Source organism: Actinoplanes sp. NPDC049265, from assembly GCF_043197135.1.
Lineage (GTDB): Bacteria > Actinomycetota > Actinomycetes > Mycobacteriales > Micromonosporaceae > Actinoplanes.
In genome coordinates this window covers 273,625-292,710 of sequence record NZ_JBICSP010000004.1, presented here as the reverse complement: position 1 = coordinate 292,710, position 19,086 = coordinate 273,625, and the positions used below count along the sequence as shown (strand labels likewise).

The window sequence follows — 19,086 nt, the reverse complement described above, 5'->3', positions numbered from 1 at the left end:
TTTCCGGATAAGGCGTACGGACGCCGCAGGATGCATTCACGGATCCGCGGTGGAAGGTCCGTATTGATCGATTTCCGGCACATTTCATGATCGCTTTTTCGGCGTACGCCATTTCCCTTGACTGACCGTGCTAGACCGGTACCCTGAGCGCCTGCGAAGCGACAGGGCTCGATTTACCGGGGGAAACAAGCCGCATGGACACGTATCTCGTATCGCGCATTCCGGCCGAGGCGACCGATCAATTCGTCGCGCGGGCAGAGGCGCGCGGTGCCGAATTCCTAGGGCCGCAATACAAGATCACGACGCGTACGATTCCCGGTAATTCGATCACCACCGTGGTAACGATCGCCCGGAACGTGCACAGTCCGCTGCCGGAGTACGTCTACGAGGACGAGTCGACGATCTACGTGTTCTCCGGCTACCTGGTCGACGACGTGTCCAGCCCCCGTGCCCGGCGGAACCTGTTCGCGTCGGCCGACCGCGACGAACGGCCGATCGTGCGGTCACCGGGCGGGATCTACAGCTACGTGACGGTGCGGCGCAAGGACGGCCAGGTGTGCGCCGGGCACTCGACGCCGTCGCTCGAACCGGTCCACTACGCCGAGACGTCCGACGGCCTGCACGTGGGCAACAGTCCCCTGCTCGTGCACGTGGCGAGCACCGGCATGGAACAGCCGCGGATCGACGAGTCGTTCTATCTGGCCACGGTGGGTGCCGGGGCGGCGATCGACGGGTCGACCCCGTTCATCGGCTGTTACCGGGTGCCGCCCCGATCCATTCTGATCAACCGGCCCGGCACGTTCGGGACGCTGATCCGCCCCGCGCCCCGCCCCTCGTACGGTCGATATCAGGTCGGCACCTTCCAGCAGCGTCTGGACTCCGTGTCCGAGGCATTGATCCGTGCCGGGTCGGTTCTCGGGAAGCTTCCGCAGGGCGAGATCCGTGTTTCCGGCGGCAAGGACTCGAGGACTGTCGCCGCGGCCCTCATGCACGAGGGCATTGCCGCCACGCCGGTGAACAACAACTTCCCCGGCGAGCTGGAGGGGCAGATCGCCGACAAGGTGGCGAGGGTGATGGGCCACGAGTCGTGTCTGCGTCCGCCCCGGCAGAAACGCCCGCAAGGCGACGAGATCGATATGGAAACCCGCCGGAAGATCGCCTACACGGGCGGCCTGCCGACCGCCACGTCCCTGCTCTACACGATTCGCGGCGAGGGCACCGTCCCTGGTCCGCCCCTGATCATGGGCCACGCGCATCTGCAACGTGGCGGCCTCATCCAGCGGGTCCGCTCCCTCGAGGAGGCGGTGGCCAGCGCGTCCAACCGCACCGTGAGCCCGTATCTCCGCCCGCAGTTCGCCCAGCGCAACGCCCGCGCCGTCCGCGAGTTCGCCAACGAGACCCTGGCCGCCCCCGGCGCCGTCCCGCAGAGCATCACGTTCCACGCCTACCTGCAATATGTTTTGAGTTTCCAGTTCCAGTCGCAGTACGCGTACGCCCGCAACTGGAACCCGCTCATCACCCCCATGGTCGACGAGCGTTTCGCCCTGCTGTGTGAAGACATCGTGGCCAGCGGCGCGCCCCGCTTCCGCACCAACGAGCACCCCGGCGTCATCGACCTCCGCAACGAGCGGGTAGCGATGGGCGTCATCGAGTCCCTGGCCCCGTCCCTGCTCGACTTCCCGCTGGCCGGCGGCCGCTTCCGCTGCGACAAGCCCCACCGCCGAGGCTACGACCTACGCGACCCCGATTCAGTGACGCCGATCCCGGTGACCCGGGAGGAGGCGAACATGGTCTTCAACACCCGCCGCACAAGACCTTCGGTCCGAGCCCACCTGTGGCAACGCATCCAGGGCACTCCCGTAGAGTCGTGGGGCGAGCTCACCTGCCGCCCCGAGGTCTGGCAGTACGTACGCAACCCCAACTCAGATGCCCCCGAGGGCGAGAGCGTGGTCGCACTCAACCAGTTCCTGTGGAGCCTGTATGGCTACGCCCTGATCCTCGGCACCGACTGGTGGACCGAACTGTCCGCGTTCTGACCGACCTTCCCCGGCCCTGTTCGGTGCTTGGTTCTCGGTCGTGTTCGGTGCTTGGTTCTCGGTCGTGTTCGGTCCCCGGTTCTCGGTCGTGTCCAGTCCCCGGCCCTGTCCTGCTCCAGGAGCCGCGCCGGGCCGCGGTGAGGCGGCTGCGTTCTCGTTCGTGTTCAGCTTAGGTCGACGGTCAGCGTGTGGCGGCCGCCCGTATTGCCGGCCGCAGTGTGCAGTTCGGTGCCGCGGGATGTGGCGAGCAGTCGGAACGGCGCCCGTCGGCCGTCGAGAGTGGCCGAGGCCGCGGTAGCTCCGGGTGGCAGGACCACGCCGAGGGTCAGGCGCGCCCGGACCGCGGCGTCGACCGCGACAGTGAGGGCGTTGTTCCGGGCTGCGGCTCGGACGTCGACGTGACCCTTGCCCACGGCGATGTTCCGCCCGGCGATCGGGCCCGCGCCGGGCTGGAGCTGAGGCGCCACGGTCAAGGCATCGTTGCCCAGATCGGGTGAGACGCCCAGCTGCTGATGAATCACCGGCCACAGCACGCCGTAGGCGCCCCAGGCCTGCAGGACGCTGGAGCGGCTCAGGAAGTCCTTCTCCAGGTTGGAGCCGAAGTCAGGCGACGGCAGGATCTCGGGCATCGCTCCCGGCATTTCCCACGCCGCCGGATCGAGCTGGCTGCGCGCATTGGCCGTGGTGTAGCGGCGTTGCTGAGCCAACCGCCCGGTGTTGCCCTCGGCAACCGCCATGATCGCGTTCCCGAGCGAGAAGACGCTGCGCTCGGGCGGCACCGACGACACCACGCTGTCACAGCCGGGCGTGCCGGTGTGGAAGAAGCCGAACTCGCCGGTGAAACAGCCCCGCTCACGTTGCGACAGAGCAGTGCTCGCATGTGGTCGGCTAGCCACGATGCCGCCGCCGGACAACGACGCCTCCATCGGGACGGCGCCGATCCAGAAGCGTTGATACAGCTTGGAGTCGGCCAGCGAGTCGGCGTAGGAGCGGGCGTCCCCGCCATACCACCAGGCTCTCTCGAACCCGCGCATCCGGCTTGCCGCGTTCTCCGACGCCCAGGCCGCAGTCGCGCGGTCGCCTTTCGACGCGGCGAGCGAAGCCAGGTCGAGCAGGCCACGGATCGTGTAGACGGCCACGTCCAGCTTCTCGGGGCCCATGCCCTCGCGCTCGACGTTGCCGCTGCCTTCGGGCCAGCCGTCATGGTCGGCGTCCAGTGCGAGCGCGTAGCGCATGCCACGCACGGCGGAGTCGTACATCTCGTCCCGGAAGGCGTCGTCACCGGTCCAGCGCCAGACCAGGGCCACCGCGCTGGGCAGCTTCACGGTCTCGTCGGTGTTGCCCGGATCATCGTTGGTGCCGAAGTAGACCTGCCCGTCCGGCGTCACCTCGTGGACGACCTTGCCGGAGCGGTGATTGATGACGTCGCTGATGTCGCGCAGCGTACGCAGATGATCTTTGACGGCCGGGAACTGACCGGCCGCGACCGCGGCGAAAGCGGTGTACTCGCCATCGGTAGCGAAAATCCACGGATAGTCCGGCCAGCCCGCGCCGATCCAGCGGGCCCGTGCGAGCATGCCGGCCGGTGGCGGCATCGCGGTGCCCTCGTCGCTGGCGAACAGACGCAGGTCACGTGACTCCTGAACGGAGTCGGCCAGGTTCTGCTTGGACCACTCGACGCTCTGCTCCAGCCGCCGGTCGCCGGGCAGGTCGACGCGGCTGCGCTCGGCCACCGCACGCCGGGCGGCCGCCTTCGCCGCCAGCGCCGCCTCGGGGTTGCGCAGAGCCCGGGACAGGGAGGAACGCGCGGCGGCGAGACCTTGGTCGGACCCGGCTACCGCGAACCACACCGTGTGGCCGCCACGCACGTCGTAGATGAGTCGTCCGCCCGTACCCCTGCCGTCGGGGCCGTCGTCGCACTCGGCCGGAGCCGGGTCACCGCAGATCACCGCCCCCTGGGGCCCGCGCATCCCGGCGCCCAGCGCGTGACCACCCGGCGTGAGATCGCTGCCCACCACGGCCGCGCGCTCATGATCGGTGAAGACCAGGTTGTGCCCGTCGAAGGACCCCACGTCGGGCCGGTTGGTGCCGCCCGCGGAGGGCGTCGTGGACGTCCACGGGTACGCGGCCAGCAGCTCGGAATGCGCCTCGACGGTCAGCCGGAGCGAGCCGGCGGACGGCGGGAACCGCAGGCCGATGAGCGCCGCGCGACCGCCGTCCGGCACCACGTCGACGCGTTGCACCGTCAGGCCTCCCGGCCCGTTCAGCGTCATCGTCGTGAAGCCGGGCCCGGAGGAGAATCGGCCGGCCCGCAACCACGTGCCGCCGACCCTGAACCAGATGCCGTCGAGCAGCTTGATCGGCGGCGACCAGAACCCGCCCATCTCGCCGCGGATGTGCCAGCCGGTGGCGGGATAGGTGCCGTCCGCGGCGCCGACCTCGTACATCCGGTCGCCGGTGACGACGAAGCGCCGGTCAGCGAGCCTGCTGGTCTCCGCGAGCGCGCCAGCGGCGGACGCGTGGGCCACCGGACCTGGACCGGCCAGGCTGATGACGACGCCGATGACCACAGCGGCCGCGAGTGACTTCATGACACGCTCCCGGATTGATCTTCACTGATCTCCTGCGTCCACCCTTCTCCGGGCGTAGGGCCGCCGCAAGCTGTGGTTTTCCGCAAAAAAGCAGGCGGCGAACCCCATGGGAACCGCTCGCCGCGCTCCATAACGTCGACCGCATGATTTCTGCAGACGAAGGCGGTATCGCTGGTTGGGCCGTCGCCCTGATGGACTCCCTCGGCGGTCCGGGCGCGGGCCTGGCCATCGCCCTGGAAAACCTTTTCCCGCCGCTGCCCAGCGAGGTGATCCTCCCGCTGGCCGGGTTCGCCGCCAGCCGGGGCGAGCTCAGCCTGACGGGTGCTCTCTTCTGGACCACGCTGGGTTCGGTCGTCGGCGCGGTGGTTCTCTATCTGCTGGGCGCGGCTTTCGGCCGTGATCGGGTACGCGCTGTCGCCGCCCGCCTTCCACTGATCAACCTGGCCGACATCGATCGCACCGAGGAGTGGTTCGCCCGGCATGGCGGCAAGGCGGTGTTCCTCGGCCGCATGATCCCGATCTTTCGCAGCGTGATCTCGCTACCGGCCGGCGTCGAACGCATGCCGATGAGCCGGTTCCTGGTCTACACGACGACCGGCAGCGCGATCTGGAACTCGATATTCGTGCTGGCCGGCTACCAGCTGGGCGAGAACTGGGCGCTGGTGGAGCGCTATGCGGGAGTCCTGCAGAAGGTCGTGATCGCGGTGGTGCTCGTCGCGCTGGCTTGGTTCGTGGTGCGCCGGGTCGGGACACTGGTCCGGTGAACATCGTGGCTCGCTGGGTGCGGGAGATCTTCGGGGTGCTGGTCGGCGGCGCCACCGCGCTGGGCGCACTCGTGTTCTTCCTGGGCGCGGGGTTGCTGTGGGCGGTGCCGGCCGGCCGTCGATGGGTACGCGGCGGAGCACGGCAGTTGGCCGTCTTCGACCGGTCCCGGGTCAACCAGTGGCTCGGCGGACCGCACATCGACGGCGATGTCGAGCCCGCCCGGGCCGCCGCCTATCTGGCCCTGCACCTGCCGGTCGGACTGCTCGGCGGCCTGGTCGTGATCCTCTACGGATGGGGTGCGATCACGGTGGCACTGCTCGTCCTCGGCTGGTTCATCGGCCAGCCGGTCGACGACATCCCGCCAACTCCGTTGAACGTGATCTACATCCTGGGCGCCGCCGCGTTCCTGGCCTTCCTCGGTTTGCAGGGCCTGCTCACGATGGCCGGGCTCGACCGGGCGCTGGCGGCGCGGTTCCTGGTGCCGAGCGACCGGGTGGCCTACGAGCGGCGGATCGCCGAGCTCTCGACGGCGCGGGCCGAGGTGGTGGCCGCGGTCGACGCCGAGCGCCGGCGGATCGAGCGTGACCTGCACGACGGCGTGCAGCAGCGACTGGTCGCGCTGGGCCTGCTGCTCGGCCGGGCGCGGCGGGCCCAGCCGGATCGGGTCCCGGAGCTGCTCCGCCAGGCCCACGGCGAGGCGGCCGACGCGCTGTCCGAGTTGCGGGAGGTGTCCTGGCGGGTGTTCCCGGCGGCGCTGGACGCGGGCGGGTTGCCGGCCGCGCTGGAGACGGTCGCCGATCGGTCGCCGGTGCGGGTCCGCCTGGCGGTGGAGCTCGATGACCGGCCGGTGTCCGCGGTGGAGACAGTGGCGTACTTCGTGGTCTGCGAGGCGGTTACCAACGCGGTCAAGCACGCCGGGGCCGCCGCGATCGACGTCGCCGTCCGTCGCCATGGCGGTGACCTCCACGTCCGTGTGGCGGATGACGGCTCGGGGGGTGCCGATCCGGCCGGGGGAGGGCTGACGGGGCTGGCCCGCCGGGTGTCCGCGCTGGACGGTCGCTTCTCGGTGCAGAGCCCGGCCGGCGGCCCGACCACGATCGCGGCGGTGCTGCCGTGCGCCTGATTCTGGCCGAGGACTCGACACTGTTGCGGGCCGGGCTCGAGCGGCTGGTCGCCGACGAGGGGCATGACGTTGTGGCCTCGGTGGGGGACGCCGAGGCGCTGCTGGCGGCGGTCGCGGCCGATCCGCCCGACGTCGTGGTGGCCGATGTGCGGATGCCGCCCACGCACACCGACGAGGGGCTGCGCGCTGCTCTGCGGATCCGGTCGGACTGGCCCGCGGTGGGGGTGCTCGTGCTGTCGCAGTATGTCGAGAAGCGTTACGCCGGCGAGTTGCTCGGGAGTACCGCGGCCGGGGTGGGCTACCTGCTCAAGGATCGGGTGGTGCAGGTCGGCGAGTTTCTCGACGCGCTGACGCGGGTGGGTGAGGGCGGGGCGGCGTTCGATCCGGAGGTGGTGCGGCAGTTGTTCGCGCGGTCCGATCATGTTGATCCGCTGGCTTCGCTGACCGGTCGCGAGCGCGATGTGCTCGGGCGGATGGCGCAGGGGCTGACCAACGCGCGGATAGGTGCCGAACTGCACATCTCGCAGAGTGCGATCGAGAAGCACGTCAACGCGATCTTCGACAAGCTGCGCCTGACGGCTGAGGCGGGGTACAGCCGTCGGGTGCTCGCCGTTCTCCGCTACCTCGGTGCGTGAGCGATGACGTCAGTGGTTCGGCGGCGGGCCGAGTACGAGGCCTGGCGCGGTGCGGCGGCATTGTTCGACCAGGATGATTCGGTCGACGTCGAGGATCGGCGGTTCGGCGGGGCGTCCGTTGCGCGCCCCGGGCCGAGTCGATCACGATGCGCCGGGCTCCCCTCGGCGGCCCGGCGCCGCTGTTCGGGCTCGTGGGCGGGCAGCTTTTCGACGTGCCGCCAGGCCCGGAGCATCGTCTCCTGCAGCATGTCCTCCGCCGCCGGCCGGTCACCGTTGGTGAGCCGGAGCAGGCGACGGAGGACGCTGGGCGCGTGCCGCCGATCGATGCAGGTCATGCTGCGAAGCGACGAAGAACATCCGACGCCGCACTGACACCGGACTGAGGTGGAAGTGCGGTGCCACGGCGTGACAGCGGTGCCACGGCGTGACAGCGGTGCCACGGCGTGACCGCAGTGGTTGTTGCGTTGCCGTGGTGCCACGGCGTGACCGCGGTGGTTGTTGCGTTGCCGTGGTGCCACGGCGTTGCCGCGGTGGTTGTTGCGTTGCCGTGGTGCCAGGGCGTTGCCGCGGTGGTTGCTGCGTTACCGCGGCGGTGCGGCGATGCCGTGTGCGGCGAACACCGACGCCTTGGCGGCCTTGCCGGACACGTTCTGGCGGGTGTAGATGCGGGTCGCGTCGTTCTGGTTGCGGAAGGCGATCAGGTACGTCTGGCCGCCGCCGTTGGTGAACTCGGTGATCGTCGGCTCGGTGACCGACGGGTCGGACGTGCCGTCGGGGGCCAGCGGGAGCCAGTCGCCCCACGTGCCCGCGCCGGCCGCGGTCTCGAACACCCGGTAGATCTCGTTGTCCGTGCCTCGGGCGACCACGAAGAGCCGGCCGGTCAGCGGGTCGAGCACCGCCGCCGGGGCGCCGGCCGCGGTGAACGTACCCACGGGGGTCCAGGTGCCGGGGAACGCGCCGCCGGAGGTCTGCTGCTGGGTCAGGATCTGGCCGTCGGCGGCCCGAGCGAACACCCGCAGGACCTGACCGGGCAGCTTGACCGCGGCGGGGCTGGCGGTGAAGCCGCTGCCGCCCAGCTCGGTCCAGGCCGTGACCGTTCCGTCGACGTACGAGGCGGTGACCGGCGTGCCGTCCGCGTCCAGCGCGAACAGGGTCGCCTTGCGGTCCGCGCCGGGCACGACGACGAGTTCGCCGCCGAGGCCGCTGCCGCCGAGCTTGCGCCAGCTGAGCAGGTTGACGTCGCCGACCGTGCCGCTGTACCGGCGGTGCCAGAGCGCGCCGTCGACGTCCAAACCGAACGCGGCGGGCGTGCCGTCGGACAGCCGCACCACGGCCGGGCGGGACTTCAGCGCGCCGCCGAGGCTGAGGCCCGGCGCCCAGGACGTGCTCGGGGCCGGCTGCCGGGTGAACGACCAGGCGTCGCTGTTCGTGTTCTGGGCCAGCAGCTGGATGTTGCCCTGCGGGTTGGCGACCAGCGCCGGCCGGCCGCTGAACGCGTCGTCGGTGGGCACGGCGGCCCACTGCGGCGCGCCGAAGTTGTCCGGGTCGGACTGGTAGGCGTGGCGGAGCCGGCCGATGTTGTCGGCGTACACGTACTCGATCGGGCCGAGCTGGGTGCCACTGGCCGGCCGCTGCAGGGCGACGATCGGGCTGTTGGCCTGGATCGGCGTGGCGGGGCGGGCCGGCTCGTGGCGGTCGGTGAGCTGGCACGAGTTGGTCGTACCGGTCGTGTTGGTGAAGTTCTGCCAGCCGCTGTTGCCGGCGATCCGGTTCTGCACCGGCCAGGTGTCGTTGTCCTCGCGGTAGCGGTAGTGGGCGAGCTCGCCGTTGGAGCCGCGCGGGGCGTAGAAGGTGTCGCCGCCGATGGCGAAGATGCCCTTGGTGTACTGCTGCCACGAGCTGTGGCCGACCTCGTGGTGCTCCTGCAGCCAGCGCTGGCTGGCCGGCTCGTAGCGGCTGCGGAAGAGCTTGCCCTCGGGCGTCCGGCCGTAGATGACGCCCGGCCCGGCGGCGAAGATCAGGTCGTAGCGGTCCCAGCCGGTGCTCAGCACCCGGCCGTTGATCGTCCACACCCGGGTGGCCTCGTCGTAGCGCCACTGGCGCAGCCGGCCGTCGCTGTCCACGGCGTAGAAGTCACCGAGCTCGTCGACAGTGATCTTGTCGCGCCAGGCGGCCGTGGCGTACTGGGTGAACTCGGTGCTGATCTTCCAGTTGATGACGCCGTCGACCTTTTCCCAGCCGGTGCCGACGTTGCGGTAGCGGAACAGGCCGTTGGCGTTGATGCCGTAGACCTTCAGGTCGGGTCCGCCGAGGACACGGCCGTAGGTGTTCCAGCCCCCGCCCAGGTCGACCCGGGTGCCGTGCGCGGCGGTGTTGGTGCCCGGTGCCGTGAACGGGTAACGCCAGAGGTGGGCCGAGCTGTCCACCGCGAAGCCGTAGGCGGCGGTGGTGCACTGCCAGGTGTCGGCGGCCGAGGCCGGGCCGGTCGAGGTGAGCACGACGAGCGGAACCGCGACGGCGGCCGCGGCGGCCGCCGTGCGCAGACGGATGCCCCAGTGAGTTTTCAATTTTCCTCCCCGTTGGTGGTGCTGCGGGGAGGTTATACCACTGTGGTCCATCAATCGAAGAAGTCGCCGATCCGGTCCTGGAAGGTCAGCGCGGACAGCACCCCGAACAGCAGGAAGGACCAGATCAGGGCGGCCAGGCGGACCCCGCGGACGCGGATCGGCGCGGGCAGGATCCGGCGGTTGATCAGGATCAGCAGGGCGGAGTAGATGAACATCATGAAGCCGCCGACCACCGCCGAGGTGACCAGCAGGACGATCGGCTGGCTGAAGCCGGCCACCAGCACCACGATGCCGATGGCGACCAGGCCCCAGACCAGCCCGGCGTACACCTTGCTCTCGTTGGCCCGGCGGGCGTATGAGGTCTTGATCACGTCGGCGGCGAGCCGGCTGGTGTAGTCGACGATGCCCAGCGCGGCCGCGAACAGCGAGAACGCGCCGATCACCCAGAACAGGTACTGGAACCACGAGCCGACCCGCTCGGCCAGGATCTGCCCCTCGATCTGCAGGAAGGAGATGCTGTTCTCGAGGCCGTCGCGGCCGAAGACGGTCGAGTACGCCAGCAGCGAGGTGAACAGGATCGTCAGGAACGTGATCAGCACGAACGTGGTCAGCTGCTCGACGTTGGCGAACTTCCACCAGCCCCGCCAGCGCCGCAGGTTCTCCGGCGTCGGTTCGAAGGTGTACCCGGTGCTCGGTTCCGCCTCGGGCTGACCGGTCACCGGGCTGACCAGGCGTGGAACGTACGTACCCATGCCGAAGCCCTTGTCCCGGATCCAGTTGGACTGCACCAGGTTCTGGCCGCCGCCCGCCCCGGCGAAGGCGAGCGCGCCGAGGAGCAGGGCGAAACCGAGTTCGGTGGGTACGCGCGGCTGAGTCACCACCTGCGGCACGTCGCTCCACGCCTTGGCACCGACCGCGAAGATCGCCGCCACGACGACGAAGGTCAGCACCGCCGCCACCTTGAGCATCTGCGCGCGTTCCAGCGCCACGTAGACCACCGGCGCCAGGGTCAGGATCAGGCCGATGGCCAGCAGCATGCCGACCGCGATGACCGTCTTGTCGCCGCCGAACAGGTAGGTGGTCAGCGTGGCCGAGCTGGTCGCCCACCCGGGCCACAGGTTGGCGAAGTAGGTGAGGATCGCGAAGACCAGGCCCCAGTGCTTCCAGAAGCGGCTGAACCCGGTCAGCGCGGTCTCACCGGTGGCCAGCGTGTACCGCTCGATCTCCATGTTCAGGAAGTACTGGGTCACCACCCCGACCATCGCGGCCCAGACGAAGACCAGACCGACCTGCGACGCGATGTACGGGAAGAGGATGAACTCGCCGGATGCGAGTCCCACGCCGGCGGTGACGATGCCCGGGCCGATCAGCCGCCGGTAGCGCCGTGGTCCGTCGGGCAGGTCACGAAGCTCGGGAGCGGGAAGGTAACGAGTCGGGACGGCCACCATGCCTCCTCGATCGGGATATCAACCCTCGTGGATCTACCCGGGAGTGTCAAGGGTCACAGTGCGGGCCTGTGGGCGACCGGGGCCGACATACGCTTCGAGCATGACCCTCGGTTTCGACCCGGACCGGTTGCAGACCCTCGATCGGCACTTCCAGCGGTACGTCGACGAGGGCCTGCTCCCCGGCTGGCAGATCGTCGTCACCCGCGACGGCGGCATCGCCCACGACAGCGTCTACGGCCTGCGCGACATCGCGTCCGGCGCTCCCGTGCGGAACGACACGCTCTGGCGGATCTTCTCGATGACCAAGCCGATCACCTCGGTCGCCGCGATGAGCCTGTGGGAGGAGGGCCGGTTCCAGCTCACCGACGAGATCAGCCGCTGGCTGCCCGCGTTCAAGGACATGCGGGTGTACGCGAAGGGCTCGGCGTTGAAGCCGTACTCCACCCCGGCCACCGAGCCGATCCGGGTGTGGCACCTGCTGACCCACACCGCCGGGCTGACCTACGGGTTCATGGAGACCTCGGTCGTCGACCGGCTGTACCGGGAGGCCGGGTTCGGTCTGGACGCGCTGGACGCGTTCGACCTGGCCGAGGCGGTCGACCGGTACGCCCAGCTGCCGCTGTTGTTCCAGCCCGGCAGCGCGTGGGGCTACTCGGTGGCCACCGACGTGCTGGCCCGGTTCGTCGAGGTGGTGGCGGGCAAGGACTTCGACTCCGTACTCCAGGAACGGGTTTTCGGACCGCTGGGCATGGCCGGCGTACGGCGCTGGGCCGACGCGGCCGACGCCGACCGGCTGGCCACCCTCTACGTCCCGCACCCGGCGACCGCCCGGGCGGTGCCGATGCCCCAGGCGCCCGGCTCGGACCGGGAACCGCCGACCATGCGGGCCGGCGGTCACGGCCTGATCTGCACCGCCGACGACTACCACCGGTTCACCCAGATGCTGCTCAACGGGGGCGAGCTCAACGGCACCCGGGTCCTCGCCCCGCGCACGCTGCGCCTGATGACCCGTAACCACCTGCCCGGGGGCCAGGACCTGGAGGCGCTGTCCGCCGGTGGTTTCACCGAGACCAGCCTGGAGGGCGTCGGCTTCGGGCTCGGGTTCGCGGTCGTCGAGGACACCGTTCCCGGTCACGCCGCGGGCAACGTGGGCGAGTTCTACTGGGGCGGCATGGCCAGCACGGCCTTCTGGGTCGACCCGGTCGACCGGGTCACCGCCATGTTCTTCACCCAGCTGATGCCGTCCAGCACCTACCCGATCGGGCCGCAGCTGCGCCAGCTGGTCTACTCGGCGCTGGTGGACTGAGGCGCGGCCGAGGGGTCGAACGTGAACGCACTCATGCCCTAGCGTCGGGTCACGGCCTGGGGGAGGCGGACACGTGAAGGTTCTCATCATCGGAGGCGGGATCGGCGGTTTCGCGGCGGCGTTGAGCCTGCACGCGGCCGGCATCGACAGCGAGGTGTACGAGCAGTCTCCGGAGATCCACGAGTCCGGTGCCGGCATCAACATGCTGCCGCACGCGGTGAAGGAGCTGGCCGCGCTCGGTCTGCTCGACCGGCTGGACGCCGTCGGTGTGCGTACCCGGGAACTGATCTATTGCAACCGGCTCGGCCAGCGGATCTGGCGGGAGCCGCGCGGCCTCGACGCCGGGTACGACCACCCGCAGTTCTCGATCCACCGCGGCCGGCTGCACGCCGTGCTGCACTCGGCCGCCCGTGAGCGTCTCGGCGCCGCGCGGATCCGTCCCGGACACCGGCTGGTCGCCTACGACCAGGACGAGCACGGCGTCACCGCCACCTTCGCGAACGGTGTGATCGCCCGTGGCGACCTGCTCGTGGCGGCCGACGGCATCCACTCGACCGTGCGGCGGAGTCTCTATCCGGCCGAGGGGCCGCCGACCTGGAACGGCATGATGATGTGGCGCGGCACGGTGCCGTACCCGCGCTTCGGCACCGGCCGCTCGATGATCATCTCGGGTGGGCTGAACCGGGCCAAGCTGGTGCTCTACCCCATCTCGAACGACGACCCGCCGCTGCTCAACTGGGTGGTCTGCGTCAAGCTGGGCGATGGTACGCGGCCGCCGCCCCGGCGCGAGGACTGGAACCGCCCGGGGCGCGTCGAGGACGTGCTGCCCCACGTCGAGCGCGAGTTCCGGCTGTCCATCGTGGACGTGCCCGAGGTGATCCGGCGCGCGGGGCGCTGCAGCGAGTTCCCGATGTGCGACCGCGACCCGGTGCCCCGCTGGTCGTTCGGCCGGGTGACGCTGCTCGGCGACGCCGCCCACCCGATGTACCCGGTCGGCTCGAACGGCGCCAGCCAAGCCATCCTCGACGCCCGCTGCCTCGCGTCCCTGCTCGCGCCCGCGCCGCCACCGGGCGAGAAAGCGTCACCACTGAGCGACCAGGCGCCGCCACCGGGCGAGAAAGCGCCACCACTGAGCGAGCAGGCGGCGCCACCGGGAAAGCAGGCGGCGCTCCTGAGCGAGCAGGCGCCGCCCCTGAGCGAGCAGAGCGCCGGGGGAGGCGTCGCGCCGGCACTGATCGAATACGAGGCGCGGCGCCTCCCCGCGACCGCCGAGATCGTCCGGCTCAACCGCCTCGGCGGCCCCGAGGGCGTGATCGATCTGGTGGCCGAGCGTGCCCCGGACGGCTTCACCGACATCGACGAGGTGGCGACCCGGGCGGAGCTGGAGGCAGTCATCAAGGGCTATTCGGTCACCGCCGGCTTCGACCAGTCCCAGGTCAACCGTCAGATGCCACCATCGGCCGGGTGATGGCGGGTTAGCGGCGGCCTCGTCGGCGATCTGGCCGAGCGGGCCGGTCAGTGGCTGTTCCTGTTCGCGCGGTCCGTTACGGGTTAGCGGCCGCCTCGTCGGCGATCCGGCCGAACTGGGTGGCCATCGCGGTGGCCAGGGCGTTCGCCGCCGACAGGGGCCGCACCATCACGGTCAGCTCGTCGATCAGCCCGTCCGGGTTCAGGTGCAGGAAGTCGCAGCCGTGCAGGTCCTTGCCGGCCACCGTGGCCCGGAACATCAGCGCGTGGTCCCGGCCGTCGGCGCTGACGATCGACCGTACGTAACGGAAGTCCTCGAACACCCGCAGCACCCCGCGCAGGATCGCCGCGGTCATCGCCTTGCCCGGGTACGGCTTGTGGGCCACCGGGCTGGTGAACACCACGTCGTCGGCCAGCAGCGCCTCGATGGCGGCGGAGTCGCGGGCCTCGGCGGCCCGGCGGAAGGAATCCATGCCGGCGACCCTACCCAAGGGCTCCTACAGTGGCGTCCATGATCGTGCGCATCGGTGCCTGGCTCGGCTGGATCGTGGCCGCGCTCCTGCTCACCCCGGTCTGGCTGGACAACAGCGGGTACGAGGGCTTCCGCCCCGAGGGCGGCGACATCTGGCTCACGGCGACCGTGTTCGCCGTGGTCGCGGGGCTGATGCTGGGCTTCGCGTACCGGGCCTGGCGGCTGGTGTGGGTCCTGGCCCTGACGGCGGTCAGCGCGGCCGTGCACCTCGGCGCCGTCGTGCTGGTGTACCGCTACCTGATCCCGGTCGAGTTGTCCGGCGGGCTGCCGACGGTGCTGGTCGTCGTGCTGCCGGTGGTGGGCGCCGCGCTCGGGTTCGGCGCCGGGACGCTGGTGCGGCGCCCGGCCGGGTGGGCCTCCGGCGGTCGCTGGTGGGTGGTGGTGCTGCTCGTGGCCATCGGCGGGGTGTACGCGGTGACCGGCTTCGTGCGGGTCGGCGCCGAGTGGGCCACGGAACGGTTCCTGCCCGCCGACGCGTCCACGGCCACAACGCTCGACCTGGCCGCCGGCCGCCACGCCGTCTACGCCACCTACAACGACCAGCCGTCACCGTGCGTCATCACCGACAGCCGCGGCGGCCGGGTCGAGGTGCGCCAGCCGACGGTCGAGTTCACCGACAACAGCGACAGCGTGGTGACCGTCCTGTTCGGCGTCTTCGACCTGCCGCGGGCCGAGCGGGTGCGGGTGGATTGTCCGCGTACCCAGATCGGGAGCCCGCCGGACGTGCGCGGACCGCTCGGCCGGGCCATCTTCTGGCCGATCGCCGTGCTGGTCGCGATCGGCGCCCTGCCCGGCCTGCTGCTCGCCGCCGGATCGCTCGCGCGGCGTACGAAAGATACCGCCGCCGCCGGACGACGGGGCCGATGACCGGACATAGCGTCGGGGCGGTGCGAGATGTGTACGCCGCCCACGCCCGGCCATTGCGCCGCTATCTGATGCGGCTGACCAACGGGTCGGCCGAGACGGCCGAGGACCTGCTGCAGGAGACCATGCTGCGGGCCTGGCGCCACCGCGACGCGCTGCCGGCCGGCGCCGAGCCGCTGCGCCGGTGGCTGTTCACCGTGGCCCGCAACCTGACCATCGACGCCGTCCGGGCCGGCCGGGCCCGTCCGGCCGAGGTCAGCGACGACGACCTCGGCCGGCTGCCGGCGACCGGCGACCCGATCGACGGCGTCCTGGACCGGCGGCTGCTCGACGAGGCGCTGCGCCGCCTGACCGCCGAGCATCGGGCGGTGCTGGTCAGCCTCTACTTCCGGGACGCGACGGTGGCCGAGGCGGCGGCTGCGATCGGCGTACCCGAGGGAACTGTGCGTTCGCGCAGCTTTTACGCTCTGCGTACCGTGCGGGCTCTGCTCTCATCAGAGATGGACCAGGTCGGTGGTGGTCGTGTTCACGGGCCGCCCCGGTGGCCGTGCCGGGCCGGCTGAGCCTGCCCGCGTGGCCGTGCCGGGCCGGCTGAGCCTGCCCGCGTGGCCGGGCTGGAACGGGCTAGAACACGGCCAGCGGGTTCACCGGCAGGCCGCTGGTGCCGAGGATGCGCGGAATGGCCACCACCAGCATGAAGGTGTGCCGGCCGAGCTCGGCGCAGACCCCGGCCAGGGCCTCGGCGTCGGCGCCGTCGATCAGGGGGATGGCCAGGCGGCCCAGGCCGAGCCGGTGCAGGGCGCCGGGGACCTCGTCGGCCAGGGGCGGCATCGCGTCGCCGATGTCGCCGGCGTACACCGAGACGCCCTGCTCGTGCATCCAGCGGACCGCTCCGGCGGTCATGCCGGGCAGGCCCCGGTGCAGGTCGGCGGCGTGGTCCCAGCCGCCGCGGACGACTATCGCGTCGCCCGGTCGCGGCTCGACGTTCGCGTGGCGGGCGGCGGCGGTCAGGTCGGCGGCGGTGACGGGGTGGCCGTCGGGGAGGCGGCCGCCGGGGGCCAGGTCGAGCAGGATGCCGCGGGTCAGGATGCCGTTGCCGTAGACGTCGGCGGCGCCGTGGGTGACGCCGGCCGGGCCGGAGCTCTCGGCCTGGGGGACTCCGGGGTAGACCTGGCCGTCGACGATGAAGTGGCCCATCGCGTCGAGGTGGGTGATCAGCCGGTGGTGCGACGGCATCATCAGGTACTCGGCCATGGCGGGGGCGGGCGAGCCGGTGAACATCATGACCGTGTGCACGGCGGCCGTGGGCAGTTCGACGGGGGAGGCGGGGCCGGCGTTCAGTGACGCGATGGCGGATTCCCGGGCCAGGGACACGGTCTTTCCGGTACGCGCTTCCGCGACACCCCGCGCCCGCGCCTCGGCGGTGATGAGGTTGACCGCTCCGAGCTGGTCGGTGGCGCCCCAGCGGCCCCAGTTGGTCGGGAAGTCGGCGATGCTGTTCTGATCCATGCTCCGGTACGACGGGCGGCGACTCCGGCGCGTTCAGCCGATATTCTCACTCGATGTCGTGGCAGTCGATGTGGCGTGCGGCCGGTCGGTCGCGGGCCTTCGCGCCGGTGGTCAGCCGGCTCCTGGTCGCCGACCGGTGGGTGAGCCGGCTGAGCAAGGGGCGGGTGGTGGCCCTCGGCATGACGCCGTCGCTGCTGCTCACTTCGACCGGGCGGCGTTCCGGCCAGCCGCGGCGGAGCCCGCTGCAGTACGTGCGGGACGGTGCCGCGTACGTGGTCGTGGGCTCGAACTGGGGCCGTCCGACCGACCCGGCGTGGGTGTACAACCTGGCGGCGGAGCCGAAGGCGACGGTCACCATCGGGGGCGCCGACCGGCCGGTGGTGGCGTCCGAGGTCACCGGGGCCGAGCACGAGCGGCTGTGGCGACTGCTGCTCGATCAGTGGCCGGGGTATTCCCTGTATCGCCAACGCGCACCGCACCGCACGTTCCGGATCTTCGAGCTACGAGAGCACGACGCGTAACGACGCCAGCGTGTCCAGCACGATGTCGGCCAGCGGCCGGTCGCCGTCCTGGTCGAGCCACTCCTCGACCGACACGAACAGCAGCGTCGCGCAGGTCTCGCCGAGCAGGGCGGCGGTCACCTTGTCGACGCCGCGGGCGACCATGGCCTTGCGTACCTCTTCGCGCAGCACGCTCCGTTTGCGCTGGTCGCGTTCCCGCAGGCCGTCGTCGGAGTTGACGATGTCGCGCCGGATGCGCAGGTCGTCGCGGCGGCCCTCGAAGCGTTCGGCCGCGACCGCGCGCAGCCCGGAGACGATCAGCGCCAGCGGTTCCACGTCGGCCGGCGCCTCGGCCAGCATCCGCTGGGCCGCCGCGGCCGCCTGATCGCCGCCGAACAGCACCTCGCGCTTGTCGGCGAAGTAGCGGAAGAACGTGCGGGTGGTCAGCCCGGCCCGGGCGGTGATCTCGGGCACGGTCGTGGCCGCGAAGCCCTGCTCGACGAACAACTCGATCGCGGCGGTCTCGAGCCGCTGCCGTGCGTCCGGCTCCCATCTGCCCACCCGGCGAGTGTACTGATGACATGGCATGTCATGGTGAGCTATCTTCCATGACACGAGATGTCATCGAGTCGAGTGCGTCGAGAGGACAGCCGATGGAGACCTGGATCCTGGGCGGGACCGGCCGCAGTGGCCGCGCCGTCGCGACGGCACTGGCCGGCCGGGGGATCGCACCGGTGCTGGCCGGCCGGGACGCCGGTCGCCTGACCGAGGCGGCGGCCGAGGTCGGCGCGGCCCGCACGGTGGTCGCGGGCACGGTCGAGGAGACGATCGCCGCCCTGCGCCGGGACCGCCCAGCCGCGGTGATCAACACGATCGGGCCGTTCGGTGTCACCGGCGTCCCGATCGCCACCGCCTGCTTGCCCTTCGCGCACTACGCCGACCTGGCCAACGACGTCGGGGCGGTGGCCGCGCTGCTCGCCCTGGACGCGCGGGCGACGGCCGCCGGCCGGTCGGTGGTCACCGGCGCCGGGTTCGGGGTGACCGCCACCGAGAGCGTGGTCGTCAAGCTGTGCCAGGACCGGCCCCCGGCGGCCGAGGTCCGGGTCGACATGGTTCCGTCGCTGGCCATGGCGGAGGGGCGGCTGGGCGAGGCGCTGGCCGCGTCCCTGCTCGACGGTCTGCCCGGCGTCGAGGGCGGTCGCCGGTTCCAGGGGCGGCGCTACACCGGGGGGCGGCTGGCCCCGGCCCGGCTCGGCGGTGCCGCGCGACAGCTCACGCTGCCCGACGGCAACCGGGTGACCACCGTCGGCGTGCCGTTCGGTGAGCTCGTCGCCGCCCAGCGGGCCAGCGGCGCGCCCGAGGTGGTCTCCGCCACCAGCGAGCTGGCCCCCGCCCGGCCGGTGCTGCCGCTGGCCGGGCTGCTGGCGATCGGGCCGTTGCGCCGGTTCCTGATCCGGCGGATGGCCGCGGTCCGGGTCAAGGCCGCGCCCAAGCCGCGCGAACGTTCCTGGGGGCACGCCCGCGTCCGGTGGGCCGACGGCACGGTCCGGGAGGGCTGGCTCGGCATCGGCGACGCGCAGGCCTACACCGGGGCGGTGGCGGCCGAGGTGGTCCGCCGGCTGCTGGCGGGGGAGGGCCGGCCCGGCGCGTACACCCCGGCCGCGCTCTTCGGCCCGTCGCTGGCCGAGTCCTGCGGCGGCGAGTACCGGGTGGATCGCGCATGAAGCCGGGTGGCCGGAGCAT

General features: G+C 71.3%; 16 protein-coding genes and 1 pseudogene. 10 read left to right on the top strand and 7 right to left on the bottom strand.

The window, feature by feature from the left end:
* Positions 1-335: 335 nt before the first annotated feature.
* Complete coding sequence (locus ACGFIO_RS13460) at positions 336-2,036, top strand: hypothetical protein (protein ID WP_392826059.1); 1,701 nt, start codon at positions 336-338, stop codon at positions 2,034-2,036.
* A gap of 164 nt (positions 2,037-2,200) precedes the next feature.
* Here the strand turns inward: ACGFIO_RS13460 and ACGFIO_RS13455 are convergent, their stop codons facing one another.
* Positions 2,201-4,627, bottom strand: a complete 2,427-nt coding sequence (locus ACGFIO_RS13455; RefSeq protein WP_392826057.1) for a hypothetical protein — start codon at positions 4,625-4,627, stop codon at positions 2,201-2,203.
* 143 nt (positions 4,628-4,770) lie between these two features.
* Between ACGFIO_RS13455 and ACGFIO_RS13450 the strand changes: the two are divergent.
* From ACGFIO_RS13450 to ACGFIO_RS13440, 3 genes and pseudogenes are all read left to right on the top strand, one after another.
* Positions 4,771-5,373: pseudogene (locus ACGFIO_RS13450) on the top strand (DedA family protein); the annotation flags it as partial.
* A gap of 14 nt (positions 5,374-5,387) precedes the next feature.
* A complete protein-coding gene (locus ACGFIO_RS13445) occupies positions 5,388-6,515 on the top strand; it encodes a sensor histidine kinase (RefSeq protein ID WP_392826055.1) in 1,128 nt (375 codons plus the stop codon).
* Positions 6,506-7,150, top strand: coding sequence for a response regulator (locus ACGFIO_RS13440; protein WP_392826053.1), 645 nt, complete (start codon positions 6,506-6,508; stop codon positions 7,148-7,150). Before ACGFIO_RS13445 ends, ACGFIO_RS13440 begins: the two co-directional genes overlap by 10 nt.
* Here ACGFIO_RS13440 and ACGFIO_RS13435 read toward each other — a convergent pair.
* From ACGFIO_RS13435 to ACGFIO_RS13425, 3 genes are all read right to left on the bottom strand, one after another.
* A complete protein-coding gene (locus ACGFIO_RS13435; protein WP_392826051.1) occupies positions 7,135-7,485 on the bottom strand; it encodes a sigma factor in 351 nt (116 codons plus the stop codon). The genes ACGFIO_RS13440 and ACGFIO_RS13435 overlap by 16 nt on opposite strands.
* 246 nt (positions 7,486-7,731) lie before the next feature.
* Positions 7,732-9,717 carry a tachylectin-related carbohydrate-binding protein gene (locus tag ACGFIO_RS13430; protein ID WP_392826050.1) on the bottom strand — a complete coding sequence of 662 codons (1,986 nt, stop codon included), beginning with the start codon at positions 9,715-9,717 and terminating at the stop codon, positions 7,732-7,734.
* Between the two features lie 50 nt (positions 9,718-9,767).
* A complete protein-coding gene (locus tag ACGFIO_RS13425) occupies positions 9,768-11,162 on the bottom strand; it encodes an Nramp family divalent metal transporter (protein WP_392826048.1) in 1,395 nt (464 codons plus the stop codon).
* A 103-nt stretch (positions 11,163-11,265) separates the two neighbouring features.
* Here ACGFIO_RS13425 and ACGFIO_RS13420 point away from each other — a divergent pair, with 103 nt between their 5' ends.
* On the top strand, positions 11,266-12,471 hold the full coding sequence (locus tag ACGFIO_RS13420; RefSeq protein WP_392826046.1) for a serine hydrolase domain-containing protein: 1,206 nt from the start codon (positions 11,266-11,268) through the stop codon (positions 12,469-12,471).
* Between the two features lie 73 nt (positions 12,472-12,544).
* Complete coding sequence (locus tag ACGFIO_RS13415; protein ID WP_392826043.1) at positions 12,545-13,939, top strand: flavin-dependent oxidoreductase; 1,395 nt, start codon at positions 12,545-12,547, stop codon at positions 13,937-13,939.
* A gap of 76 nt (positions 13,940-14,015) precedes the next feature.
* Here ACGFIO_RS13415 and ACGFIO_RS13410 read toward each other — a convergent pair whose 3' ends face one another.
* Positions 14,016-14,411, bottom strand: a complete 396-nt coding sequence (locus ACGFIO_RS13410; RefSeq protein WP_392826042.1) for a nuclear transport factor 2 family protein — start codon at positions 14,409-14,411, stop codon at positions 14,016-14,018.
* 38 nt (positions 14,412-14,449) lie between these two features.
* Here ACGFIO_RS13410 and ACGFIO_RS13405 point away from each other — a divergent pair, with 38 nt between their 5' ends.
* The gene (locus tag ACGFIO_RS13405) at positions 14,450-15,337 is read left to right on the top strand and encodes a hypothetical protein (RefSeq protein WP_392826039.1); all 888 of its coding nucleotides are present in this window, start codon (positions 14,450-14,452) and stop codon (positions 15,335-15,337) included.
* A gap of 20 nt (positions 15,338-15,357) precedes the next feature.
* Positions 15,358-15,897: a sigma-70 family RNA polymerase sigma factor gene (locus ACGFIO_RS13400; RefSeq protein ID WP_392826037.1), complete on the top strand. Its 540-nt coding sequence runs from the start codon at positions 15,358-15,360 to the stop codon at positions 15,895-15,897.
* A 61-nt stretch (positions 15,898-15,958) separates the two neighbouring features.
* On the opposite strand, the gene ACGFIO_RS13395 is transcribed toward ACGFIO_RS13400, so the two are convergent.
* A complete protein-coding gene (locus ACGFIO_RS13395) occupies positions 15,959-16,843 on the bottom strand; it encodes a cyclase family protein (protein ID WP_392826035.1) in 885 nt (294 codons plus the stop codon).
* 53 nt (positions 16,844-16,896) lie between these two features.
* Between ACGFIO_RS13395 and ACGFIO_RS13390 the strand changes: the two genes are divergently transcribed.
* Positions 16,897-17,364 carry a nitroreductase/quinone reductase family protein gene (locus ACGFIO_RS13390; protein WP_392826034.1) on the top strand — a complete coding sequence of 156 codons (468 nt, stop codon included), beginning with the start codon at positions 16,897-16,899 and terminating at the stop codon, positions 17,362-17,364.
* Here the strand turns inward: ACGFIO_RS13390 and ACGFIO_RS13385 are convergent.
* Positions 17,344-17,904, bottom strand: coding sequence for a TetR family transcriptional regulator (locus ACGFIO_RS13385; protein WP_392826032.1), 561 nt, complete (start codon positions 17,902-17,904; stop codon positions 17,344-17,346). The genes ACGFIO_RS13390 and ACGFIO_RS13385 overlap by 21 nt on opposite strands.
* A gap of 92 nt (positions 17,905-17,996) precedes the next feature.
* Between ACGFIO_RS13385 and ACGFIO_RS13380 the strand changes: the two genes are divergently transcribed.
* Entirely contained in the window at positions 17,997-19,067 is a 1,071-nt protein-coding gene (locus ACGFIO_RS13380) for a hypothetical protein (RefSeq protein ID WP_392826031.1), read from the top strand.
* Positions 19,068-19,086: the final 19 nt, after the last annotated feature.